Source organism: Pseudomonas sp. PDM22 (assembly GCF_014851965.1).
GTDB lineage: Bacteria > Pseudomonadota > Gammaproteobacteria > Pseudomonadales > Pseudomonadaceae > Pseudomonas.
The window spans coordinates 41849-65751 of sequence record NZ_JACVAR010000007.1 but is presented as its reverse complement, the minus strand read 5'-3'; the positions used below and the strand labels follow the sequence as shown (position 1 = coordinate 65751).

Annotated in this window: 23 protein-coding genes; 12 read left to right on the top strand and 11 right to left on the bottom strand. The window is 65.5% G+C overall.

Going from position 1 to position 23903, the window contains the following annotated elements; translation table 11 throughout:
- Window positions 1-75: 75 nt before the first annotated feature.
- The 3 genes from IB255_RS23640 (at window position 76) to IB255_RS23630 (ending at window position 3568) form a co-directional block, all read left to right on the top strand.
- Window positions 76-942: an IclR family transcriptional regulator gene (locus IB255_RS23640; RefSeq protein WP_081520824.1), complete on the top strand. Its 867-nt coding sequence runs from the start codon at window positions 76-78 to the stop codon at window positions 940-942.
- 59 nt (window positions 943-1001) lie between these two features.
- Window positions 1002-2156 (top strand): acyl-CoA dehydrogenase family protein, encoded by a 1155-nt coding sequence (locus IB255_RS23635; protein WP_081520825.1) that lies wholly within the window; start codon window positions 1002-1004, stop codon window positions 2154-2156.
- Between the two features lie 131 nt (window positions 2157-2287).
- Window positions 2288-3568, top strand: a complete 1281-nt coding sequence (locus IB255_RS23630; RefSeq protein WP_081520826.1) for an MFS transporter — start codon at window positions 2288-2290, stop codon at window positions 3566-3568.
- A 155-nt stretch (window positions 3569-3723) separates the two neighbouring features.
- Here the strand turns inward: IB255_RS23630 and IB255_RS23625 are convergent, their stop codons facing one another.
- Window positions 3724-3933: a cold-shock protein gene (locus tag IB255_RS23625; RefSeq protein WP_017518411.1), complete on the bottom strand. Its 210-nt coding sequence runs from the start codon at window positions 3931-3933 to the stop codon at window positions 3724-3726.
- Between the two features lie 290 nt (window positions 3934-4223).
- Here IB255_RS23625 and IB255_RS23620 point away from each other — a divergent pair, with 290 nt between their 5' ends.
- The gene (locus IB255_RS23620) at window positions 4224-4391 is read left to right on the top strand and encodes a hypothetical protein (protein WP_167523180.1); all 168 of its coding nucleotides are present in this window, start codon (window positions 4224-4226) and stop codon (window positions 4389-4391) included.
- A gap of 47 nt (window positions 4392-4438) precedes the next feature.
- Here IB255_RS23620 and otsA read toward each other — a convergent pair whose 3' ends face one another.
- Genes otsA through otsB form a run of 3 tightly spaced genes read right to left on the bottom strand, consistent with a single transcriptional unit; the run spans window position 4439 to window position 8438 of the window.
- On the bottom strand, window positions 4439-5848 hold the full coding sequence (gene otsA / locus IB255_RS23615) for an alpha,alpha-trehalose-phosphate synthase (UDP-forming) (protein WP_192210933.1): 1410 nt from the start codon (window positions 5846-5848) through the stop codon (window positions 4439-4441).
- Window positions 5830-7629, bottom strand: a complete 1800-nt coding sequence (locus tag IB255_RS23610) for a glycoside hydrolase family 15 protein (protein ID WP_192210932.1) — start codon at window positions 7627-7629, stop codon at window positions 5830-5832. Before IB255_RS23610 ends, otsA begins: the two co-directional genes overlap by 19 nt.
- Window positions 7626-8438 carry a trehalose-phosphatase gene (otsB, locus tag IB255_RS23605; RefSeq protein ID WP_225594989.1) on the bottom strand — a complete coding sequence of 271 codons (813 nt, stop codon included), beginning with the start codon at window positions 8436-8438 and terminating at the stop codon, window positions 7626-7628. Before otsB ends, IB255_RS23610 begins: the two co-directional genes overlap by 4 nt.
- A 367-nt stretch (window positions 8439-8805) precedes the next feature.
- Between otsB and IB255_RS23600 the strand changes: the two genes are divergently transcribed.
- Entirely contained in the window at window positions 8806-10047 is a 1242-nt protein-coding gene (locus tag IB255_RS23600) for an EAL domain-containing protein (RefSeq protein WP_192210931.1), read from the top strand.
- A 396-nt stretch (window positions 10048-10443) separates the two neighbouring features.
- Window positions 10444-11316, top strand: coding sequence for a hypothetical protein (locus IB255_RS23595; RefSeq protein WP_192210930.1), 873 nt, complete (start codon window positions 10444-10446; stop codon window positions 11314-11316).
- 27 nt (window positions 11317-11343) lie between these two features.
- On the opposite strand, the gene IB255_RS23590 is transcribed toward IB255_RS23595, so the two are convergent.
- Window positions 11344-12255: a LysR substrate-binding domain-containing protein gene (locus IB255_RS23590; protein ID WP_192210929.1), complete on the bottom strand. Its 912-nt coding sequence runs from the start codon at window positions 12253-12255 to the stop codon at window positions 11344-11346.
- A 105-nt stretch (window positions 12256-12360) separates the two neighbouring features.
- On the opposite strand from IB255_RS23590, the gene IB255_RS23585 reads away from it, so the two are divergent.
- Together IB255_RS23585 and IB255_RS23580 are read left to right on the top strand one after the other, a co-directional pair.
- Entirely contained in the window at window positions 12361-13362 is a 1002-nt protein-coding gene (locus tag IB255_RS23585) for a zinc-dependent alcohol dehydrogenase family protein (protein ID WP_192210928.1), read from the top strand.
- Window positions 13363-13421: 59 nt separating this feature from the next.
- The gene (locus IB255_RS23580; protein WP_192210927.1) at window positions 13422-14315 is read left to right on the top strand and encodes a LysR family transcriptional regulator; all 894 of its coding nucleotides are present in this window, start codon (window positions 13422-13424) and stop codon (window positions 14313-14315) included.
- A gap of 24 nt (window positions 14316-14339) precedes the next feature.
- Here IB255_RS23580 and IB255_RS23575 read toward each other — a convergent pair whose 3' ends face one another.
- Genes IB255_RS23575 through IB255_RS23565 form a run of 3 tightly spaced genes read right to left on the bottom strand, consistent with a single transcriptional unit; the run spans window position 14340 to window position 16765 of the window.
- Window positions 14340-15383 (bottom strand): NAD(P)-dependent alcohol dehydrogenase, encoded by a 1044-nt coding sequence (locus IB255_RS23575; protein ID WP_081520834.1) that lies wholly within the window; start codon window positions 15381-15383, stop codon window positions 14340-14342.
- Window positions 15384-15417: 34 nt separating this feature from the next.
- Entirely contained in the window at window positions 15418-16425 is a 1008-nt protein-coding gene (locus IB255_RS23570; protein ID WP_192210926.1) for an aldo/keto reductase, read from the bottom strand.
- A 10-nt stretch (window positions 16426-16435) separates the two neighbouring features.
- On the bottom strand, window positions 16436-16765 hold the full coding sequence (locus IB255_RS23565) for a carboxymuconolactone decarboxylase family protein (protein WP_088421705.1): 330 nt from the start codon (window positions 16763-16765) through the stop codon (window positions 16436-16438).
- A gap of 257 nt (window positions 16766-17022) precedes the next feature.
- On the opposite strand from IB255_RS23565, the gene IB255_RS23560 reads away from it, so the two are divergent.
- On the top strand, window positions 17023-18006 hold the full coding sequence (locus tag IB255_RS23560; RefSeq protein ID WP_151186931.1) for an aldo/keto reductase: 984 nt from the start codon (window positions 17023-17025) through the stop codon (window positions 18004-18006).
- Window positions 18007-18044: 38 nt separating this feature from the next.
- Here IB255_RS23560 and IB255_RS23555 read toward each other — a convergent pair whose 3' ends face one another.
- Both IB255_RS23555 and IB255_RS23550 read right to left on the bottom strand, forming a co-directional pair.
- Window positions 18045-18974: a carbon-nitrogen hydrolase family protein gene (locus IB255_RS23555; protein WP_192210925.1), complete on the bottom strand. Its 930-nt coding sequence runs from the start codon at window positions 18972-18974 to the stop codon at window positions 18045-18047.
- Window positions 18975-19019: 45 nt separating this feature from the next.
- Window positions 19020-20342, bottom strand: a complete 1323-nt coding sequence (locus IB255_RS23550; protein WP_081520839.1) for an MFS transporter — start codon at window positions 20340-20342, stop codon at window positions 19020-19022.
- 80 nt (window positions 20343-20422) lie between these two features.
- Between IB255_RS23550 and IB255_RS23545 the strand changes: the two genes are divergently transcribed.
- Window positions 20423-21349, top strand: a complete 927-nt coding sequence (locus IB255_RS23545; protein WP_081520840.1) for a LysR substrate-binding domain-containing protein — start codon at window positions 20423-20425, stop codon at window positions 21347-21349.
- A 710-nt stretch (window positions 21350-22059) separates the two neighbouring features.
- Window positions 22060-22536: a Bro-N domain-containing protein gene (locus IB255_RS23540; protein ID WP_151186928.1), complete on the top strand. Its 477-nt coding sequence runs from the start codon at window positions 22060-22062 to the stop codon at window positions 22534-22536.
- Window positions 22537-22832: 296 nt separating this feature from the next.
- Here IB255_RS23540 and IB255_RS23535 read toward each other — a convergent pair whose 3' ends face one another.
- A complete protein-coding gene (locus tag IB255_RS23535; RefSeq protein WP_192210924.1) occupies window positions 22833-23072 on the bottom strand; it encodes a cytoplasmic protein in 240 nt (79 codons plus the stop codon).
- Window positions 23073-23203: 131 nt separating this feature from the next.
- Here IB255_RS23535 and IB255_RS23530 point away from each other — a divergent pair, with 131 nt between their 5' ends.
- Complete coding sequence (locus IB255_RS23530) at window positions 23204-23902, top strand: MOSC domain-containing protein (protein WP_192210923.1); 699 nt, start codon at window positions 23204-23206, stop codon at window positions 23900-23902.
- The last annotated feature ends 1 nt before the right edge of the window (window position 23903 follow it).

Here is a 23903-nt window from a genome sequence, read left to right as displayed (position 1 = left end):
GTCCAGACCCATTACAATTTCTCCTGACGAAACTGCATTTTATTTTATTGATTTTCCGTGAATAGGGGTTCTACCATGCGCCGCAACAAGACGGAGATGGACTCGGCTGCGCCGACGAAAAACGAAGGTGAGATCGGCCTGCTGGAACGGGGACTGTATGACCCCGCCACGGCACTGAGCGAAGAGGAAAACAGCGGCCAGTTCGTGACGGCCCTGGCTCGCGGCCTGGAGATCCTGCGTTGCTTCACGCCACGGGAAAACGTGCTGAGCAACCAGGACCTGGCCCGCAAGACCGACCTGCCCAAGCCGACCGTGACACGCCTGACCAACACCTTGATGCGCCTGGGTTGCCTCAAGCGCGAGGTGCACTCAGGCAAGTACCAGCTGGACGTCGGCGTACTGGGTTTCGGCTACGCGATGCTGTCGAACCTGTCGATCCGCGCGGTGGCCCATCCGCTGATGGAGGAACTGGCCAACCACGCCCAGGCGGCGGTGGCCATGGCCGCCCGCGACCGCCTGCAGATGGTCTACGTGGACGTCGTGCAGGGCCAGGGAAACATGACGATGCGCCGGCAGATCGGCAGTTACCTGCCGCTGGCGGCGAGCTCGGTGGGCCGCGCGTGCCTCGCGGCGATGCCGGAGAACGAACGGGAATTCCTGCTCGACCACGTTCGCCAGCGCGAACCGGAAAACTGGCCGGCCATCCGCAAGGGTCTGGACCGTGCTTTCAGGGACTTCACCGATTACGGCTACTGCCTGTCGATCGGCGAATGGCACCGCGACGTCAACTCCGTCGCCGTGCCCTTGGTACATCCGCAGTACGGGCTCCTGGCCTTCAACTGCGGCGGCCCGAGCTTCCAGCTGACACGCGAGAAGCTCGAGGACGACATCGGGCCCCGCCTGATCAACATGGTCAACAACATAGGTGCCGCCGCTCGCTGAATCTCGGGTGACGGTGCCTCGGAAGACAGGCCCGCTCGCGGGCCTTTTGAGGAGTGCACATGATCCGAGACCCAGAAACGCTGCAGATACTTCTGGATTCCATCCACCAGTTCGTCGGCGAAGTGCTGATCCCGCGGGAGAACGAGGTCGCCGAGACCGACGCAATCCCGCAGGACATCGTCCAGCAGATGCGCGAGATGGGCCTGTTCGGCCTGACCATCCCCGAAGAGTTCGGCGGCCTGGGCGTGACCATGGAAGAAGAGGTGAACATCACCTTCGAACTCGGCCGCACCTCCCCCGCCTTCCGCTCCTACATCGGCACCAACAACGGCATCGGTTCCATCGGCATCCTGATCGACGGCACGCCGGAGCAGAAAGCCCACTATCTGCCCAGGCTCGCCAGCGGCGAACTGCTCAGCGCCTTCTGCCTGACCGAGCCGGACTCGGGCTCCGATGCCGCCTCGCTGAAGACCACCGCCGTGCGCGATGGCGACTTCTACGTGCTCAACGGCACCAAGCGCTTCATCACCAACGCCCCGCATGCCGGCATCTATACCGTGATGGCCCGCACCAACCCGGCGATCAAGGGCTCCGGCGGCATCAGCGCGTTCATCGTCGAGCGCGGCACCCCGGGCATTTCCCTGGGCAAGCCGGACCACAAGATGGGCCAGAAAGGCGCGCACACCAGCGACGTGATCTTCGACAACGTGCGCATCCCCGCCAGCCAACTGATCGGCGGCGTCGAGGGCGTGGGCTTCAAGACCGCCATGAAAGTGCTCGACAAGGGCCGCCTGCACATCGCCGCGCTGAGCGTCGGCGCCGCCGAGCGCATGCTCGCCGACGCGCTGCAATATGCCCTGGAGCGCAAGCAGTTCGGCCAGCCGATCGCCGAGTTCCAGTTGATCCAGGCAATGCTGGCCGACAGCAAGGCCGAGATCTACGCCGCCCGCTGCATGGTGCTGGACGCCGCACGCAAGCGCGATGAGGGACGCAACGTCAGCACCGAGGCCTCCTGCGCGAAGATGTTCGCCACCGAGATGTGCGGCCGCGTGGCCGACCGCTGCGTACAGATCCACGGCGGCGCCGGCTACGTCAGCGAGTACGCCATCGAGCGCTTCTACCGCGACGTCCGCCTGTTCCGACTCTACGAGGGCACCACCCAGATCCAGCAGGTGATCATCGCCCGCAACATGATCCGCGAAGCCCAGTCCTGATGCACCAGTTCTGAGGCACCCGATTCGGCAGCGCGTGGCCACGCACCACGCGCCTGCCGGCAGGATTCGCACGCACGCTTACCGAGGGTCGGCCAACCGCCCCGCCAACAACTACAACAGGTAATTCGTTCATGGAAAACACTGCTTCCGCACCGGCTGCGAGCGCCGCCACCCAGAGCAAGACCTGGGTCCTGGTCTTCGCCTTCTGCTTCATCGGCCTGCTGATCGATGGCGCAGACCTGATGCTCCTCTCCTACAGCCTCACCAGCCTCAAGGCCGAGTTCGGCCTGAGCAACCTCCAGGCCGGCAGCCTGGGCAGCGTCACCCTGGCCGGCATGGCCTTCGGCGGCATCTACGGCGGCTGGGCCTGCGACCGCTTCGGCCGGGTCAAGACCGTGGTCTGGACCATCGTGCTGTTCTCGGTCGGCACCGCAGTGCTCGGGCTGACCCACAACTACTGGCAGTTCGCCGCCGCGCGCTTCGTCGCCTCGCTGGGCCTCGGCGCCCTGTACGTGGCCTGCAACACGCTGATGGCCGAATACGTGCCGACCAAATACCGCACCACCGTGCTCGGCACCCTGCAGGCCGGCTGGTCGGTGGGCTACATCGTCGCCACCCTGCTGGCTGGCTGGATTCTGCCGGACCATGGCTGGCGCTACCTGTTCTACATCGCCATCATCCCGGTGGTGCTGGCCGTGGCGATGCGCAAGCTGATCCCCGAGCCCGCCGCCTGGGTCCAGGCGCAAGCAGAACGCCAGCAGCGCAAGGCCGAAGGCTCGTCCGGCCGCGCAGCCACTGCACCCCGGCAGAATGCCTTCAAGCAGATCTTCGCCGACCCGAAGGCCAGCCGCATGTTCCTGTTCTGGGCACTGACCGCCGGTTTCCTGCAGTTCGGCTACTACGGTGTGAACAACTGGATGCCGTCGTACCTGGAAACCGAGATGGGCATGAATTTCAAGGCCATGACCTCGTACCTGGTGGGCACCTACGCCGCGATGATCCTCGGCAAGGTACTGGCCGGCGTCGCCGCCGACTGGTTCGGCCGCCGCACCGTGTTCTCCTTCGGCGCCCTGGGCACCGCCGTGTTCCTGCCGGTGATCGTGCTGTTCCACAGCCCCGAGAACATTCTCTGGATGCTGGTGGTATTCGGCTTCCTCTATGGCATCCCGTACGGCGTGAACGCGACCTACATGACCGAAAGCTTTGCCGCCGCTTTCCGTGGCACGGCAGTCGGCGGTGCGTACAACATCGGCCGTATCGGCGCAGCCATCGCCCCGGCGGTGATCGGCTTCCTCGCTACGCAGATGTCCATTGGCGTCGGCTTCCTGGTGATGGGTGCGGCGTACTTCATCTGCGGCGTCATCCCCGCCCTGCTGATCCGCGACAAACAGTTCGACCCGCAACAGGAATGACCTGAGCGCTCAGCGCCCAGCCACGAAAAACGCCCGGTGCACTGCACCGGGCGTTTTTGTTTGTGCTCCCGAAAGCATCATCAAGAGTCAGCGGGGCAAATCGCAGGCAAAAAAAAAGCCCCGCCGAAGCGGGGCTCTTTCGTCAGCGATGTCGATTAGACAGCGCGAACTTGTTCAGCTTGCGGGCCTTTCTGGCCGGCAGTCACAACGAAGCTGACCTTCTGGCCTTCGTCGAGGGACTTGTAGCCGTTGCCTTCGATCTGACGGAAGTGAACGAATACGTCCGGGCCGCTTTCCGGGGTGATGAAGCCGAAGCCCTTCTCAGCGTTGAACCACTTGACGATGCCGTTTTGACGATCGGACATGATGTTGTCTCCTAAAAGAATGCTAAAGGCCGGCCGAAAGCCGACCGGCGATGAGCTGAATGCGTAGTGAAGAGGTGCCGAGGAGATGGAGCATCTTGTAGAAGAACATCAAGTCGCGGAACTCGTTACTGGGCAGGCAGCCCATGCAGAATACAAGGTTTGGCGCTAATTCATAGCTTTTTTTCACGACCAGTGGTGATTTTGACAAATGGTCGAGCAATTACGACGCGACAGGTCAAAGACGTGTAGGCTGGCCGGGCCGGTTTGGCGCCCAACGCAAAGGTGACTTCATGACTGATTCACAGCTGATTCGCGAACGTTCGGAGCTCGATGAAAAGATTGCCGCTTTCCTCTCCCAGGGTGGCGAAATCCAGGAAATCCCCGTTGGCCAACTGGCAGTGAAGGTCGAGCGGAAGTCGCAATGGGCAAAGTCCGATGGGAAGAAACCGGCGCCCTGAGCGTTTGAATGCATGAAGAAAACCCCGCCATGGCGGGGTTTTGCGTTTCAGTGGCTGAGGTAGTGGTTCGACAGCCAGTTCAGCGCCCTGCCCGGCCGCGTCAGCGCGTCGATGAAACTCGGCCCCCAGAAGCGGATGTCGTTGGCCTCCAACACCGCATACATGTCGCGATGACGTGCCTGGCGCTCCTTGAGCGGCATGCTCAGGGCCCGTTGCATGGCGTCGGCCAGGGCGTCGCGGTCGTGAGGATTGATGATCAGCGCGCCGCCCAGCTCGGCGGCGGCGCCGGCGAACTGGGAGAGGATCAGCACGCCGGGATCGTCCGGGTCCTGGGCGGCAACGAACTCCTTGGCGACCAGGTTCATCCCGTCGCGCAGCGGCGTCACCAGGCCGATCCGCGCGTGGCGCATGACCATGGCGATGTCGGCGCGCTGGTGGTTGCGCGCCACATAACGCAGCGGCACCCAGGACACGGCGCCGAAGCGCCCGTTGATGTGCCCTACCCGCGCGCTCACAGCGGCGTCGATGTCGGCATATTCGGGGATGTCCTGGCGGCTGCCCGGTGATATCTGCAGGCAGGTGACGCGGTTGTGCCAGTCCGGATTGCGCTCGAGGAAGCGCTCGTAGCCGTCCAGCCGGTTGACGATGCCCTTGGAGTAGTCGAGACGGTCCACCCCCACCATCAGCGCGCGACCGCCCAGGCTTTCGCGCAGATCCTCGGCTGCCTGGCTCTGCGAAGCCTCTTCGGCCAGTCGGCGGAAACCGGCCGCGTCCACGCCCACCGGGAAGACGCCGACGCGAAAATGCTGGTCCTCCAGGTGATAGCGCTGGCCATCGGGAGTCGCCGCGCCAACCACGCGGGTCAGATAGCGGGCGAAGTTGCTGGCGTCGTTTTCAGTCTGGAAGCCGATCAGGTTGTACTCGGTGAGCGCGCGGATCAGTTCGTCGTGATGCGGCAGCGCGGTGATGAGGTCGGCCGGCGGCATGGGGATGTGCAGGAAGAAGCCGATGCGGTTGCCATGCCCGCGTTGCCTCAGGGCCGAAGCCAGGGGGATCAGGTGGTAGTCGTGGACCCAGAGGACGTCGTCCTCCTCCAGCAGCGGGCTCAGGCGTTCGGCGAAGAACTCGTTGACCCGCTGGTAGCCGCCGAACTCGGCCTCGTTGAACTCGGCCAGGTCCACCCGGTAATGCAGGATCGGCCAGAGCACGCGGTTGGCAAAGCCGTTGTAGTACTCGTCGAAGTCCTGCGGATGCAGGTCGGTGAGGATGTACTGCAGGTTGTCGCGCTGGACCATGGTCGGCGGGCCGGGCTCCTCGGCTTTCTCGCCGCTCCAGCCGAACCAGATGCCCTCGCGGTTGCGCATGGCGGCGTCCACCGCCACGGCCAGCCCGCCCGGCGCCGGGCCGTTCTCGTCGGGGATCGCGACCCGGTTGGATATCACCACGAGGCGCGGCATAGACCTTCCTCCCAGCCAATGGAAAGACGCATGGCGGAATTGATCAGCCCGGCCATGGAGTAGGTCTGTGGAATGTTCCCCCAGAGTTCGCCGGTGTCCGGGTGCAGGTCCTCGGAAAGCAGTCCGTAACGATTGCGCGAGGCGATCAGCTGCTCGAACAACTCGCGCGCTTCATCGACGCGGCCGATGGCCGCCAGCGCGTCGAGGTACCAGAACTTCACCACCAGGAAGGCGGTTTCCGGCACGCCGAAATCATCCGCCGCGGCATAGCGCAGCATTTGCCCGTTGACGTTGAGCTCACGACCGATGCACTCGACCGTGGCGATGAAGCGCGGGTCATCGGCCTCGATGATGCCCAGCTCGTTCATCAGCAGCACGCTGGCATCGAGGTCGTCATGGCCGAAAGCGCCAGTGAAACATTGCTTCTTCTCGCTCCAGGCCTCGGCGAGGATGCGTTCGCGCAGGTTGGCCGCCTTGTCCATCCAGTCGCCGGCTTCCTCGCCGCGGCCCAGGCGTTTGGCGATGCGCCCGACGCGGTCGCAAGCGACCCAGCAGAGCAGCGCGGAATGGGTATGGATGCGTTGCCGGCCGCGGTACTCCCAGATGCCGGCGTCAGGTTCGAACGCCGCGTGCACGGCCTTGGCGGCCAGGTTCCCCAACAGTTGCAGCATGCCCTCGCTGCTGGGATTGGGCAGGCGCTCGTCGACAAAACTCTGCAGCACCGCCAGCGCCACCGATCCGAACACGTCATGCTGGTTCTGCTCCACCGCCTGGTTGCCGACACGCACCGGCGCGTGATTGAGGAAGCCGGCGAGGTCCGGCTCGATGCGTTCGGTGAGGTCCTGGTTGGGGATTATCCCGTACAACGGCTTGAGCTCGGCGTCGCCGCTGGCCACGGTGGTGATGAAATCGATGTAGCCCTCCATGGTCCGCGTGGCGCCCAGGCGGTTGAGGGCGAGGATCACGAAGTAGGCATCGCGCAGCCAGCAGTAGCGGTAGTCCCAGTTGCGCTGCGAGTCGGGCGCCTCCGGCACGGAGGTGGTGGCAGCGGCGATGATCGCCCCGGTGTCCTCGAAATTGCAGAGTTTCAGGGTAATCGCCGAGCGGATCACCACCGGCTGCCATTCGAAGCAGATGGCCAGCCCGCGCACCCAGTCGTGCCAGTGGTTCTGGGTGCGTTTGAGATAATCGCGGACCACTTCGCCGGGAGCGTTGTCGAGCGGTTCATCGAGGCCGATCACCAGGCTCACGGGATGGCGCAGGGCGAATGGCGTTTCGTGCTGGATATAGGCCAGCGGCGCGTCGGTGGTCAGGCGCAGCGGCTCATCACCTTCCAGGTAGCGGATATGGCTGGAACCGGTGGCGCCCCGGCTCGGCTTGCCGTAGCCGTGGGTCGGACGCACACGCAGGGTGATCTTCGGTACGCCCTCGATGGGCTCGACCAACCGGCACAGCTGCGCCGGGCGGTAGACATGGCCGTGCTGCAGGAAACGCGGAGCGAAATCGGTGATGCGCACCGCGCCGCCGTTGTCGTCCCGCAGCACGGTGGTGATGATCGCCGTGTTGCGTTGGTAGTCGGACGTGCTGCTGGCCTGGTTCTCCAGCACCACATCGGCAAAGCCTTTCTCGTCATCGCCGGCCAGTAGCCGGGAAAAAGCCGGATCGCTATCGAAGTTCGGGTAGCACCACCAGACCAGCCGTGCCTGCGGATTGACCAGCGCGGCCACCCGGCAGTTGCCGATCAGGCCCAGTTCCAGAGCACCTTCGTGCCGGTTCGTCATCGGTTGATTCCTCCTGCTTGCATCAGAGCGGCGCGGACATCCGCCGCGTCGCTGAACACCGCGCTGGCACCGGGCAAGGCACGCCCGACCGAAAGGCCGAGGCCGCCCAGCGCCGGCATCAACGCGATGGCGGGCTCGTCGGTGACGTCGTCGCCGATATACAGCGGCAGCCGTCCCGCGAAGCCAGGCATACCCAGCAGCCGCTGGATCGCCTGGGCCTTGTCGACGCCTTCGGGGACGACTTCGTAGACCTGCTTGCCATTGAGCAAACGCAGCCCTGCGCCCTCCGGCGCGCGCAGCAAAGCCTGCAACTCGACATGCAGTGCTGCGGCGAGCGAAGGTGCGGAGCGGTAGTGCAGCGCGTAGCTGCTGCCCTTGTCCTCGGCCTGGATTCCGACATGCCGGTTCGCCAGGGCGTTCAACTGCACTCGCACCCAGGCAGGCAGGTCTTTGCTGGTGCGGCGCAAGGGGCGGTCGCCACTTTCGCGCCAGTGCGCGCCGTGGCCGCCGCTGGCGGCAAGACGCAAGGGTTGCAGGAGCCGGTCGAGCTCTTCGACCGGGCGGCCGCTGATCAGGGCCAGGGCACCGTCGAGTCGGCGGTGCAGGTGCGTGAGGGCATCGAGCAGCCCGGGCGGTACGACGACCGCGCCGGGAGATTCGGCGATGTCCAGAAGGGTTCCGTCGACATCCAGGAACAGTGCGGTCTGCTGAGGTCGGCTGAGCCAGAGGTTCAGCAGCGCAGTGGCTGAGGCCTCGCTATGCGGGACCATGGCGGTGTCGACAGGTCCCCTTGGTACGGGACGTGACATGAGCCATTTCTCCATGTTCAGGGCGTGCCGCGGGCCGTGGGTAGCCGTTGCGGACGTGAAAGGGAGCCCAAGGACCCTAACATGTGGGACCGCGAGGGTCGACCGCGGGTTTCACCGGAGTGCCGCGTGGCAGGCTCATGCCAGAGCTGAGCGAGCCAACCGATGGGGATTGGAGCAGAAATTTACTGCATGAAAACTCCTCAAGGGATCGACCATCAGTCTCCTTTCGGAAGGGATACATCTACCCGAAGTCAGGTCGAGCCCACAGAGTCGGATTTAACTGACAGAAGAACTGGAATCCCCTGCCTCACATGGCGGGCGTCGTTTTCGAAAATGTGCCAAGCCAATCTTCCGTGAGTAAAACTCCATGCCTCCCCTTTCCGCGCTGGTACTCCAGGCCTCCGGGCTGCACCGCTCGACCGCCGTCACCGCGCTGCACCATCTCGGCTACAGCTTCCTGTCGGAGGTATCCAGCAACGCCTTCGCGCTGGACCGCCTGCGCAGCCTGGGTGGCGTACACCTGTTGATCTGCGATGTGCGCAGCGAGCCGGTGGCGCGTCTGGAGTTTCTCCAGACTGTGGCCCGAGAAGGGCTGGCTCAAGGCGTTGTGGTCAGCGGCGAACTGGCGCCGGGTACCTGGACCGCCCTCGCCCATCTTCTGCAGGTGCAGGGTCTGAAGGTCTATTGGCTCGGCAACGAAGCCGCCACGCTGGAGCGCCTGCGCGCACTGCTGGCGGACTTCCAGCCACAGGAAGCGCGTTCCGCACTCTCTCAGCAGGGGGAGCAGAGCAAAGAAGGGACGCCCGCCGAGGTGCTGGGCAGCGGCGCCTTGCGCGCCTTCCTGCAGCCGAAGGTGACAGTTGCCACGGCACAGATCTACGGCTTCGAAGTACTGGCCCGCTGGCAGCGCGAAGACGGGCAACTGCTGGCGCCCGGCGAATTCCTGCCGGTCCTGCGTCGCAATGGGCAGCTCGACAAAGGGTTGTTCGAACTGATGCGTCAGGCCATCGAGGCACTGCGGGCGCACAATCGCGCCGACCTGGAGCTTTCCTTCAATCTGGAATCCGAGCAGTTGGCGCAGACGGACTTCGCCTCCGCTGTCGAACGTGTATTCCGTCGACTGGAGATGGACCCGAAAAATGTCACCTTCGAACTGACCGAGACTTCGCCGCTGCATGCGCCGCCGCTAAGCCTGGAAAACGTACTGCGCCTGCGCCTGCTCGGTTGCGGTCTGGCGATCGATGATTTCGGCTCCGGCAACTCGACGCTGCAGCGCCTGGTCGAACTGCCGTTCACCGAACTGAAGCTGGACCGAACCTTCCTTGCCGACCTCAACAACGGCGATCCGCGCCGCCACATCGTCCTGCGCAATGCGCTGGCCCTTGGCCGCGAACTGGGTCTTATGGTGGTGGCCGAGGGTGTCGAGAACGCCAGCCAGCATCGTCAACTGCAAAGCCTGGAGTGCGAATCGGCGCAAGGGCATTTGTTCGGCAAGCCCGTCAGCACCAGCGAGCTGGGTCCAGTGCTGCGGGGCGTCCCGACGCGCCTGCAGAAACCCGAGGTCCTGTCGGCCAAAGCGGACTCCGTGATTCGTCTGGCCGAGCAATAAGCACACAAAAGAAAACGGCTGTTGCGGACTTCCTGTCCGCAACAGCCGTCTGGATTGTCCTCAGCAAAGGACGCAGGAATTGTAGGCCATTGGCCATCAAGCCGTCTTCCCAGTTCTCCCGCATGGCCGGCAAATCAGCACATACGCGACAAAACACCGCAAATTCCCTAGGCAATGTCTGCCAATTCGCGGCACATTCGTCCCAATATGGTCGGATATACGACGATTGCCCCGGCGCACCCGCCCTGCCCCGCGTGATGTCTATCACGCTGTTTCGCCCTAGCTCACCGATGAACTGTCTGGTTACCATGCCCGGCTGCGCGCTGGATGCCAGGAAGGCATAAATCCAAATGGATCGCCCCAGTGTTGCCCACCTTCAGTTTTGGCAGCCGATACATGCCCCAGACTTCCGTGCGTTCGCCCCGCCGCTCGCTGATTCGCTTTGCCCTGATCGGCACCGGCTCCATTGTCGTGGCCGCCCTTGGCTTCTTCGCCTGGCAAGGCTTCTATCCGGTGCAGGCCACCGATGGCTGGTCCGTGGAGGTGCTGCACAAGAACGTGCAGAAAGCCGCGTCGCTGGTACCGCTGCCCGATGGCGGCCTGCTGGTCAGCCAGGAGTTGAAGAAGGACAAGGGCAACATCCTGCGTATCGCCGCCGACGGCGAGCGCCGGGTCATGGTCGACGGGCTGTCCAAGCCTGACGGCATGATCGCCGCCCAGGGCGGCTGGGTGTTCAGCCAGGAATCCGACGGCAAACCGGTGCAGTTGCTCAGGGACGGCAAGGTCACCGACCTGTTCATGGGCCAGTCCGTCCAGGGCCTGTGGGACGACGGTGAAAACCTCTATGCCATCGAGGACCGCCGCGACGACGGCCGCCTGCTGCGCTACCGGTGGAGCGATGGCGCACTGACCGTGCTGCGCGACCACCTGCACGAAACCGAATCCGTCACCCGCTGCACCGACGGCAAGCTGCTCTACACCGAAAAGAAGAAAGGCGTGGTGCACCAGTTCAGCGACGACGGCAAGGACCCGGTCCTGCTCTCCGGGCTGAACCAGCCCACCTTCCTGATGTGCGACCAGCGCGGCCTGTGGATCAGCGAAGACTCCACCCACCGCGCGCGCCTGCTGCTGTGGGACGGCAAGGGTGAACCGCGCACCATCCTGTCATTCCTCAAGGCACCGCAGTCCATCGTGCCCGACGGCAAGGGCGGCTACCTGCTCGCCGAAGGTGGCCGCGACCGCGTGCTGCAGCTCACTCCGGCCAAGTGACACCCTCGGGCGGCCGGCACGACCGCCCTACTCCTGCGCCGGCATTACAAGGCCGGGCATCACCTCGACCAGCGCATCGATTGCCAGCCGCACCTTGCGCGGCAGCTGGGTGGTCTGCAGCCAGGTCGCATGAACGTCGTAGAGGAAGCCCGGCTGCCCCTGCAGCAACTCCTCCAGCGCCCCCGCCTCGATGACCTCGCGTACCAGCCAGTAGGGCAACCACGCCAGCCCCATGCCGCGCACTGCTGCGTCGGCAATGGCTGCCAGGTCGTCGAAACGCAGCCGGGAGCTAGGCGCGAACTCCGCCGGCTCCAACCCCTCACGGGGGAACAACCACGGATTGATCCGTCCGGAGCGGTGGTAGACCAGCACCCGGTGCGCGGCCAGCTCCTCGATACTCGCCGGTCGCCCGTGCTGCTCCAGATAAGCGGGCGCCGCACATACCACCATGCGCTGCCGGCCGATGCGCCGCGCAATGATGCCGTCCCTGGGCTGCGGTTCCCCCGTGCGGATCGCCAGGTCGATCTGCTCTTCCGCCAGGTCCGTCAGGCGGTCACTGAAGCGCAGGTCCAGCTCCAGTTGCGGATAGCGCTGCGCCAGTTCCAGCAGGACCGGCGCCACGCAGCGCCGACCAAAATGCACCGGCATCGCCACCCGCAGCCGACCACGCGGCTCAGCCACCTCGCCGGCGGCAAGGATGTCCGCCGCCTCCGCATCGGCCAGCAACATGCGACAGCGCTCGTAATAAATCCGCCCCGCCTCCGTCAGGCTCTGCCGGCGCGTGCTGCGCATCAGCAACTGGGCGCCCAGGCGCTCCTCGAGAAAGCGCACGTGCTTGCCCACCATCGGTGCGGACATTTCCAGGGCATCCGCTGCCGCCGCGAAGGACCCGAGGTCCACCGCTCGGACAAAGACTTCCATACTGGTCAGACGATCCATTCGAAACCCCTGATTTCGACCAACTGTTTCTATACGCCATTTATCGGGCAAATCCCATGACTGATAGTCGCTTTACGTCAAATCACTTTCGTATGGGAGCATCACATGGAAAGCACCAAGACCCGCGCCGTTCGTTTCCACCAGATCGGCGGCCCGGAAGTCCTGCGCCTAGAGCCGGTGGAAGTTCGCCAGCCCGGCGCAGATGAAGTGAGTATCCGGGTCAAGGCCCTGGGGCTGAATCGCGCCGAATCGCTGCTGCGCACTGACCGCTACATCGAGAGCCCGCAGTTCCCTTCCGGACTGGGACTGGAGGCCACCGGCGTGGTCCAGGCCGTGGGCAACGCGGTGCGCGGATTCGCTCCGGGGGATGCGGTGAGTGTCCTGCCGCCGACCTCGATGCAGGAAGACCCGACTCACGCCGAGCATCTGGTGGTCCCGCAAGCTCGCCTGGTGAAGAACCCGCCGGGACAGGGCTGGAACGACGCCGCCGCCACCTGGATGCAGTACCTGACCGCCTATGGCGCTCTGATTCAGGTCGCCGGGCTGCACGAGGGGGACTTCGTCGTCATCACTGCCGCATCGAGCAGCGTCGGCCTCGCCGCCATCCAGATCGCCCGGCGCGTGGGCGCGGTGCCCATCGCCGTGACCCGCACCTCGGCCAAACGCGAAGCCCTGCTGCAGGCCGGCGCCGCCGAAGTCATCGCCAGCGAAGAGGAGAACCTGCGCTCGCGCCTGCTCGAGATCACCGGCAAGGCCGGCGCCCGGGTGGTGTTCGACCCGGTGGGCGGCCCGATCTTCGAAGCGCTGACCGCGGCCATGGCCGAGGGCGGCATCCTCATCGAGTACGGCGGCCTGAGCCCCGAACCCACGCCCTTCCCGCTGTTCGAGGTACTGAGCCGTTCTCTGGTCCTGCGTGGCTACCGCGTCTATGAAGTGCTGGAAAATCCGCAGCGCCTGCGCGAAGCCACGGAGTTCATTTACACAGGCCTCGCAGACGGCTCGCTGCGCCCGGTGATCGCCCGCACCTTCGCCTTCGACGAGATAGCCGAGGCCTACCGCTACCTGGAGTCCAACCAGCAGTTCGGCAAAGTCGTGGTCACCGTCTAACCATCGGATACACTGCCCCGGCGCGGCCCCCCCGCCGCGCTGGACGCAGCGGAGCCGAGATGCCAAGGGAAAACTTCAACGACCTGATCGCCTTCGTCACCGTCGCGCGCGAAGGCAGCTTCACCAAGGCGGCGGCGCAGCTGGGCGTCTCCCAGTCGGCGCTGAGCCACACCATCCGCGCGCTGGAAACCCGCCTGGGCCTGCGCCTGCTCAGCCGCACCACCCGCAGCGTGTCCCCCACCGAAGCCGGCGAACGCCTGATGCAGACGCTGGCGCCGCGCTTCGAGGAGATCGAGGCGGAGCTGGCGGCCCTGAGCGACTTCCGTGACAAGCCGGTCGGCACCCTGCGCATCACCGCCGCCGAGCATGCGGCCAGCACCGTGCTCTGGCCGAAGCTGGCGAAAGTGTTGCCGGACTACCCGGACATCAAGGTCGAGGTGAGCATCGACTACGGCCTGACCGACATCGCCGCCGAACGCTTCGACGCCGGTGTGCGCCTGGGCGACCAGGTGGCCAAGGACATGATTGCCGTGCGCATCGCCCCGGACCTGCGCATGGCAGTGGTGGCCAGCCCCGCCTACCTCGCGCGCAAGGGACGGCCGCTGGACGTGCCGGCACTGGCCAGCCACGACTGCCTGAACCTGCGCCTGCCGACCTACGGCGGGCTGATGGCCTGGGAGTTCGCCAGGGACGGCCACGAAGTGAAGGCGCGGGTCGAAGGCCAGCTGACCTTCAACAGCAGCCCGCACATCCTGCGTGCCGCGCTGGATGGCTTCGGCCTGGCCTACCTGCCCGCAGACATGGTCACCGAGCACGTCGCCGCCGGGCGCCTGGAGAAAGTGCTGGAAGACTGGTGCCCGACCTTCCCCGGCTACCACCTCTACTACCCGAGCCGGCGGCAGAAATCCCGCGCCTTCACGGTGCTGGTAGACGCCCTGCGCCATCAGGACTGAAAGCCCGGCGCAAGGCGTTGCAGGTCAGGACAGCGTGGCCAGATCGATGACGAAGCGGTAGCGCACGTCGGAGCGTTCCATGCGCTCGTAGGCCTGGTTGATCTCGTCCATGCGGATCATCTCGCACTCCGGAAGGATGTTCTTCTTGCCGCAGAAATCGAGCATTTCCTGAGTCTCGGCGATGCCGCCGATGGGCGATCCGGCGATGCGCCGACGGCCGAGCAGCAGCGGGATACTGCTGATCTCGTCGATGGGGCCAACCTGCCCGACCATCACCAGCGTGCCGTCGATATCCAGCAGCGGCATGTAGGGTTTCAGATCGTGCTTCACCGGCACGGTGTCGATGATCAGGTCGAAGCTGTTGGCCGCGGCCTTCATCGCCTGCGCATCCGACGACACCAGCAGCGCATCGGCGCCCAGCTCCATGGCATCGCTGCGCTTGTCCGCCGTGCGGCTGAGCACTGTGACCGTGGCGCCCAGGCCGATGGCGAGTTTCACCGCCATGTGGCCCAGCCCGCCGAGACCGACCACGCCCACGCGGCTGCCCGGCCCCACGTTCCAGGTACGCAGCGGCGAATAGGTGGTGATGCCGGCGCACAGCAGCGGCGCCGCCTTGCTCAGGTCCAGGCCGTCCGGCACGCGCAGGACGAACTCCTCGCGCACCACCAACTGCTTGGAATAACCACCCTGGGTCGCTTCGCGGGTCACGCGATCAACGCCGTTGTAAGTCTGGGTATTGCCCTGCCGGCACAACTGCTCCTCCCCCTTGCGGCACTGATCGCACTCCTGGCAGGAGTCCACCATGCAGCCCACCGCCACGGCGTCGCCGACCTTGTAGCGCGTCACCTTCGGTCCGACGGCGGTGACCCGGCCGACGATCTCGTGGCCCGGCACCATCGGGTAACGACTGAAGCCCCAGTCGTTGCGGGCCTGGTGCAGGTCGGAATGGCAGACGCCGCAGTAGAGCACGTCCATCGCCACGTCGTTGTCGCGCAGCGAACGGCGCTCGAAGGTGAAGGGGCCGAGCGGGTCCTGCGGGTTCTGCGCGGCGTATCCAAGGGTCTTCATCGGTATTGCTCCTGACGCTTCGAGTGGATGGATTTCAACGACGGGCCGGGCGGCCTTCGACGGGATAGGCGGGATCGCTGTAGCCGGGGGTGGAGGCATGGCCGGGCGGCACCAGGCTGTCGACGAAGGCTTCGTCCTCGGCGGTCAGCTGGAGCTCCAGCGCCGGCAGGTAGCCATCCCAGTGCTCCTCGGTGCGCGGGCCGGCGATCAGCGAGCTGACCAGCGGGTTGTTCAGCACCCAGGCCAGCGCGAACGCTGCCGGCGTAGTGCCACGGGCGATCGCATGCTCGGCGATGCGCTGGGCGATCTGCAGGGATTCGGGGCGCCATTCGGTCTGCTGGATACGCTTGTCGCCACGGCCGACGCGTGAATCCGCCGGCGGCTCGGCGCCGGGCCGGTACTTGCCGGTGAGCACGCCGCGGGCCAGCGGGCTGTAGGGCACCACCCCGATGCCGTAGTGGCCGGCGACAGGCAATTGCTCGACCTCGGCGGTGCGGTCCACCAGGTTGTACAGCGGCTCGCTGCAGACCGGCCGGTCCATGCCCAACTGGTCGGCCAGGCGCACCACTTCGGCGATGCGCCAGCCACGGAAGTTGGACAGGCCGTAGTAGCGCACCTTGCCCTGGCGGATCAGCTCGCCCACCGCACGCAGGCCCTCTTCCAGCGGCGCATCGACGTCGGTGCGGTGGAAGTAGAGGATGTCCAGGTAATCGGTGCCCAGCCGGCGCAGGCTGTCTTCCACCGCCTGGTAGATCCACTTGCGCGACTGGCCGCGGTTGTTCGGCCCCTCGCCCAGGGCGTTGCCGAACTTGCTGGCGATCACCCAGTCATCGCGCCGGGCAGCCACCGCACGACCCACCACCTCTTCGGAGCGGCCCTTGTGGTAGACGTCGGCGGTGTCGATGAAATTGACGCCCTGCTCGAAGGCCTTGTCGATGATGCGCCGCGAGGTCGGTTCGTCGGTCTCGCCGCCGAACATCATCGCGCCCAGGCACAGGGGCGACACTTTCAGGGCGCTACGGCCCAGGTAACGGTATTCCATGGAATGCTCCTCAGGCGGCATCGCGCTCGGCGAACACGCGGCGGGCGACGCCCAGCGCGGTGGAGGCCGTGGGCCAGCCGGAATAGAAAGCCAGGTGGGTGATGGCTTCGATCAGTTCCTCGCGGGTCAGGCCGTTGTCCAGCGCCTTGCCCAGGTGGAAATGGAGTTCGTTGGCCTGGTAGCGCGCCACCAGGCTGGAGACGGTGACCAGGCTGCGGTCACGCGGCGAAAGCCCGGGGCGCTCCCAGACATCGCCGAACAGCACCTGGTCGGTGTAGTCGGCCAGCGCCGGGGCGATATCGCCGAAAGCCTTGTGGGCGGTGGAAGCTGGTTCGCTCATGGTGTTCTCCGCTTGACCCGTTGACTGGGGACTATGCTAGGCCCTGCCACGCCTGCGATTAAGCGCCGAAACGCGTTTGGACCTATGAGGCAGCCTCATGAATGCCCCGCCATAACCCATGAGCCACGCTCATAGGCGAATGCGGTTTCAACCGTCTAATCACGGTGAAAGTCCTTGAGTAAAGTCCATTCCAGACGTTTCGCCGGGCATTCCTGCCCTTCCCGCTTCAGGACTGACTTTCGATTGGAGAGACTTCGATGGACAAGCGCACACTCGGCCACAACGGCCTGCAGGTATCGACACTGGGCCTGGGCTGCATGGGCCTGAGCTACGGCTACGGGCCGGCGGTCGACCGTTACGATGGCATTCGTTTGTTACGTACCGCCTTCGACAGCGGCGTGACCTTCTTCGACACCGCCGAGGCCTACGGCCCGTTCGCCAACGAGGAACTGCTGGGCGAAGCCCTGGCGCCGGTTCGCGACCAGGTGGTGATCGCCACCAAGTTCGGCTTCAGGGACGGTGACGTTTCCCTCGGCCTGGACAGCCGCCCGGAGAACATCCGCGCCGTGGCGGAAGCCTCGCTCAAGCGCCTGAAGACCGACCGTATCGACCTCTTCTACCAGCACCGGGTCGACCCGAACGTGCCCATGGAAGACGTCGCCGGCGCCGTCGGCGAGCTGATCCGCGAAGGCAAGGTGAAGCACTTCGGTCTTTCCGAAGCCGGCCCGCAATCCATCCGCCGCGCCCATGCGGTGCAGCCGGTGGCGGCGCTGCAAAGCGAGTACTCGCTGTGGTGGCGCGAGCCGGAGAAGGAAATCCTCCCGCTACTGGCCGAACTGGGCATCGGTTTCGTGCCCTTCAGCCCGCTGGGCAAGGGCTTCCTCACCGGCGCCATCGACGAGCGCACGCAGTTCTCGGCCAGCGATTTCCGCAATGTCGTGCCGCGCTTCTCCGAGGAGAACCGCAAGGCCAATGCCGGGCTGATCGACGTGCTCGGCCGCCTCGCCGAGAGCAAGGGCGCGACCCGCGCGCAGATCGCCATCGCCTGGCTGCTGGCCCAGCAGCCGTGGATAGTGCCGATCCCTGGCACCACCAAGCTGCATCGCCTGGAAGAAAACCTCGGCGCGGCCTCGCTGGTGCTGGACGCCACCGACCTCGCCGCCATCGAAGCGGCGCTGCGCGAGATCGAGATCGTCGGCGAACGCTACCCGGCGCACCTGCAGCAACGCGTCGGACGCTGAGGAAAAGCCCGGCGCCCATCGGCGCCGGGCGCTTGCCATCAACCCTCGAAAGTCACCGGGCGCAGTGGCGCAGTATTGACCTTGAGTTCGAAGACGTCCGGCCGCGCGTAGTGGCCGACCACGTCGAAGTCGAGGTTGCCCTGCTCCAGCAGGCCCATGTCGAGGTCGGCGTAAAGCTCGGTCTCGCAATCGAACACCGGCCCGGCCAGCACCTCGCCCAGCGGGCTGACGATCATGCTGCCGCCGCGCATGACGTAGTCGTCTTCCTGATGCGCCAGGCCGAAAGCCTCGCGGTGCTGCGGCGGGTACTCGCCAAGACGGATCGCCTGGCAGGCCGAGAGCACGAACACCCGGCCTTCCAGCGCGATGTGCTGCATCGACGCCGCCCAGGTCGGGCGATCATCCGCCGTCGGCGCGCAGTACAGCTGCACACCCTGCGCATACATGGCCTGGCGCAGCGCCGGCATGTAGTTCTCCCAGCAGATCACGCTGCCCAGCACGCCGAAGTCGGTCTGCACCGGCTCGATGGTCGAGCCGTCGCCGAAACCCCAGATCAAGCGCTCCTGTCCGGTGGGCATCAGCTTGCGGTGATAGCCGGCGATACCCCGGCCGGGGACCAGGGTCACGGCGGTGCAGTAGAGGGTGCGGCCGTGGCGCTCGATAATGCCGACCACCGTGGTCACGCCCGTCTGCTCGACACTTTCGGCCAGCGCGGCCAGCTCCGGGCCGTCCAGCGCCACGGCGCCCTCGACGTAGTGCTGGTAGAGCTCGCGCCCGGCGGCACTGCGGTTGCCCACCACACTGCCAAAGGCTGCGCCCTTGGGGTAGCCGCCGATGTAAGCCTCGGGGAATACCGCCAGTTTCGCGCCCTGCTCCGCCACCCGGCGCAGGATGCCGGCGGCCTTCTCGACGCTGGCCATCGGCTCGTAGGGAACGGAGGCGGCCTGGATGATTGCTACACGGGTCATGGGGACTCCTGTCTGGGGCTGACTATCTGAGAATTTCTTGGGGGCCTAGAAGCGGCTGATGTCGTTGTCGCGGGTTTCCGGCAGGGTCTTCCACAGCACCACCAGGCAAACCAGGGAGACCGCCGCCAGATAGGCCGCCGGCAGGTTCGCGTCGCCGGTCTGGCGGATCAGCGCTGCAGCGATGAAGGGACCGGGGCCGGCGAGGATCGCCAGGGCCAGGTTGTGGCCCAGGGCCGCGCCGGTGGAGCGGATCGATGCCGGGAAGACCTCCACGAGCAGCACCACGTCCATCACTGCAGTGATCGCCACCAGCACGCCCATCACCGTGAGCCCGGCGAGGATCGCCAGCGGGTTGCCGGTGTTGAGCAACAGGAAGATCGGGTAGGCCAGCACAGTCAGCGCAGCGGCCGCGCCCAGCAACAGTTTGCGCCGGCCGATGGCGTCGCTCAGGCGGCCGATCAGCGGGTTGACGATCACGTAGACCACCAGCGCGATGCTGCACAGCCACAGCGCGCTGCTGCGCGGCAGGCCGACGGTGCTGACCAGGTGGTTGTTGGCGTAAGTGATGAAGTAGTAGAGCGACACGCCGAACAGCGCGGAGAAGGCGAAGGTCGTGATGAACGCCCGGCGGCGCACGGCCTTGCTCGGCGCCTGCGCCTTGAGCGCATCGCGCTGGCGCACCATTTCCTCGTAGACCGGCGTATCCCCCAGCTTGCGGCGGATGAACACGGCAATGCCGGTCATCACGATGGACGCCACGAACGGCAGGCGCCAGCCCCAGGCCGCCAACTGCGCATCATCCAGCGCCGAGGAAATGCTCGCAGCGGTGAAGGTGCCGAACAGGAAGGCCAGCCCGGCGGTGCCGGTGATCACGCTGGCGGCGGTGGCGCGGCGGTTCGACGGCGCGCTCTCGACGATGTAGATGCCGGCGCTGGACCACTCGCCGCCAACCATCATGCCCTGGATGAAGCGCATGGCGATCAGCAGGATCGGCGCAGCGATGCCGATTGCCTCATAGGAGGGCAACAGGCCGATGATGGTGGTGCACACGCCCATGCCGAACACCGTGATGATCAGCACCGCGCGGCGGCCGAAGCGGTCACCGATGGGACCGAGGATCAGCGCGCCGAACGGCCGCGAAAGAAAGCCCACGGCGAACACCGCCAGCGACGAGAGCAGCGAGACTCCCGGCGCGCTGGAGGGAAAGAACAGCATGCCGATCACTGCGGCGAAGTAGCCGTAGATGGCGAAGTCGAACCACTCCATGAAGTTGCCGATGCCGACCGCGATGGCCCGCTTGCGGATATCCGACTGCCCGCCCCTGGTACGGATGCTGCTTGCACCCACGCTTTGCGAAATCGCGTCCACAGGATTCTCCATCCCTTGTTATGGTTGTGTGGACGCCAGACTAGGAATCCCCGCGGGCGCAGGGCAAACGATTAGGAAATATGAGCCGGATTAACGTACGTAATATCTCGCGGATCGACCTCAACCTTCTGCTCACCTTCCACTGCCTGATGACCGAGCGCAGCGCCACCCGCGCCTCGGCCGTGCTGCACGTGACCCAGGGCGCGGTGAGCGCGGCGCTTCGCCGGCTGCGCGAGCATTTCGCTGACGAACTGTTCATCCGCACCGCCTCGGGCATGCAGCCCACGCGCAAGGCGATGGAGCTGGCGCCGAAGATCGCCGAGGCGCTGACCTCGATCTCCGGCGTGCTGGGCAGCGAGCCGGAGTTCTCCGCCCACGAGTCCAGCTATGTGTTCAACATCGGGCTGTCCGACGACATCGAGGCCTGCCTCGCGCCACGTATCGTCAACGCCGCGGCGGCCGAAGGCCTGGGCGTGAGCTTCGCCTTCCACCAGAGCAACAGCTCGCTGTGGAAACAGTCCCTGCAGGACCCGGACATGGACCTGGTGATCTGCAGCGAGCCGAAGGATTTCGGCACCAGCTACTCGTCCCAGGTGCTGTTCTCCTCGTCCTACTCCTGCCTGTACCGCCCGCGCGGTCGTGCGGCGGACCTGCCCATCGGCCTGGAGGAATACTTCGCGGCGAACCATGTTCGGGTGTCCTATGACGGCCGGCGCGGCTTCATCGACGACATGTTCGAGGCCGCCGGTTATGCGCGCCGGGTCACCGCCTCCTTCACCCACTTCAGTGGCGCGCTGACGACGCTGATGAGCAGCGAAGTGATCGCCACCATCCCGACCTTCGCCGCCGAGAGCTACGCGGCGATGACCGACCTGACCGTCAGCCCGGTGCCCTTCCCGGTGCCGTCCTTCCGCTGCTTCATGCTCTGGGACATCGCCCGGCACAACAAACCGCACCACGACTGGCTGCGCCAGTTCATCGGCGAGCTGGGGCAGAAGCTGGGTTGAGGCGCTCTGCGCCGTGCCCGATGGAAAACCACCTCCGCACCTGACAGCCTCAGCAGCTTTTGTAGGATGGGTGGAGCGCAGCGATACCCATGCCGGCCGTGCGTGTGCGTTGATGGGTATCGCTGCGCTCCACGCCATCCTGCGTAGTGTCTCGGCCGCACTGGTAGGGCGCATAACGCGCCAGCGTTATCCGCCGTAACGTAACCGGCGGATAACCCGTGCCGGGCTATGCGCCCTACGTCAGACACCGGACTCATCCTGTAGGAGCGGGCCATGCCCGCGATCGCGAGCATGGCTCGCTCCTACAGGGGAACGCGGGTGCAGGGGTTTTCGTGCGGAAATGCCCGACGGTCTCGCAATTCCTGAAAGCCAGCACGCCAATCAGGTGAAGCCGCTGCGGGATGCAGGGGAAGGTCCCTACACTTTTCCGGCGTTGCGGTCCTACGAACTCACTGCTTAGCGTTTCGCCCTGCCACAGCGTCATCGTGGCCAGGTGTGGAAACCTGATCTTTGTTCGTAATCGCTGTATGCAGTGGCAGTCCGGCACCACCTCGGTGCCGGATTCGCTTCGCTGTCTATGGCGGGCCGTGTGAGGCGGGCTTTGGCCCGGCCGGCGTTTACGAACAAGCTGGTTTTCCACCCTTGCACGGTCCGCCTCCCTCTTCGGCAGTTTCGGGCGGCGGCTTCTTGAACGTACAAGGAGCAACAGCATGAACCTTTCGATTTCCCCGGCCGACGACGGCCTGATCCCGACCCTGTTCGTCCGCTACAACCGGCAACTGCGCGCCCTGCTGATCGAGCAGCAGGCGTGGTTCGTGGTGCGTGACCTGAGCAAGCTGATCAACCGCCCCGTCGAAGCCCATCTCATCGGCCGGCTGGACCACGACCAGTCCCGCCGCGAGCGCCTTGCCGGCAGTACCGAACCGGAACTGCTGGTCAGCGAGAGCGGCCTCTACGCCCTGCTGCTCATCTACTGCCACCACCCGGAAAACCGCAGCCTGCGCCAATGGTTGACCAACGATGTGGTGCCCGCCCTGCGCGACGCCTCCAACCTCGACGCCCGCCTGCCGCGCCGACGTATGCAGCACCTGCTGGGCGAGTCGCTGCCGGTGATGGACTGGCAGGGCAACCTCTGGCTGCGCTGGCGCGACGCCGTCGGCCTGCTGGAAAACCACCTGCGCACCTGACACCGGGCCATCCTACGTAGTGCCTCGGCCGCACTGGTAGGGCGCATAACGCGCCAGCGTTATCCGCCGTGACGTAACCGGATTCAACCTGTAGGAGCAACTGTCTTTTTCTGGAGCTCCGCGCCTGCGCTTCCCCCTCACCCCATCCCTCTCCCAGGGGGAGAGGGGGCAGTCCGAGCCGACTGACGCCAAGTTTTCATCCTGCACCGAACGGTCCCCTCTCCCTCTGGGAGAGGGTTAGGGTGAGGGCTGGCCCGAGCACAGAGCTATCTCGTAGGAGCGCGCATGGCGCGCTCCTACAAGGTGTGCAACGGCGCCGGGCGGAACAACGGCTCGCTGGCCAGCACCTTGATGCCGGCTGGCGAGCTTTCCAGCAGGCGGCGTTCGCTGTCGGCGACCTGCAGCTCCAGGTCGAAATCCTGCCCGCCCAGGCTCTCGGCGATGGCGCGCACGGCGTCACGAGCCCAGGGCAGATCGGAATCGAAATGGCCGAGCAACTGGCCGTGGCGCTGGATAGTCAGGCGGTACTTGTGCATGGCGAACTCTCGCGAAATCGAAGGGAAACTTACTTGGTATCGAATCGAAACCTTGACAGAGCCTACCGTCCTGACGGATTTTGTCCAGGTAGTTTTTGGTCGATACCATTTCCAAGCCCGAGAATCCCGACATGAGCCTGCCCGCCGTTTCCCTCGACGCCCTCCTCACCGGCCAAGCCGTGCCCTTCACCCGGCCCGGTTCGCGCAGCGCCATCGCCAAGCAACCGCGCCAGGCCATTCTGGCGGTGACCACGCTGGGGCTGGAGAGCGACGAGCAAGGCGACCTGCGCGTTCACGGCGGCATCGAAAAGGCCATCCACCACTACCCCCGCGAGCACTACGCGGACTGGGCCGCCGAGTTGGGCGAGCACCCGCTGCTGGGCCAGCCCGGCGCGTTCGGCGAGAACTTCAGCACCACCGGCTGGACCGAAGCGGACCTCTGCCTGGGCGACCGCATCCGCGCCGGCACGGCCTTGCTGGAGGTTTCCCAGGGGCGCATGCCCTGCTGGAAGCTCAACGATCGCTTCGACGTGGCGCAGATGGCCCTGCGTGTGCAGGAATCGGGACGCACCGGCTGGTACTACCGGGTGCTGGAGGAAGGCGCGGTGGCAGCCGGAGCGTCGCTCGAACTGGTCGAGCGCCCCTACTCCGACTGGTCGCTGCAACGGCTTTCTGCCGTGCTGTTCGACAAGCGAGTGAACGCCGACGTGCTGCGCGAATGCCTGGAACTGCCGCTACCACCGAACTGGCGCCGCACCCTGTCGCGGCGTCTGGAGAACGGCGCAGTGGAAGACTGGAGCCCGCGCCTGGAAGGCAGCCCGAAGACCTGAC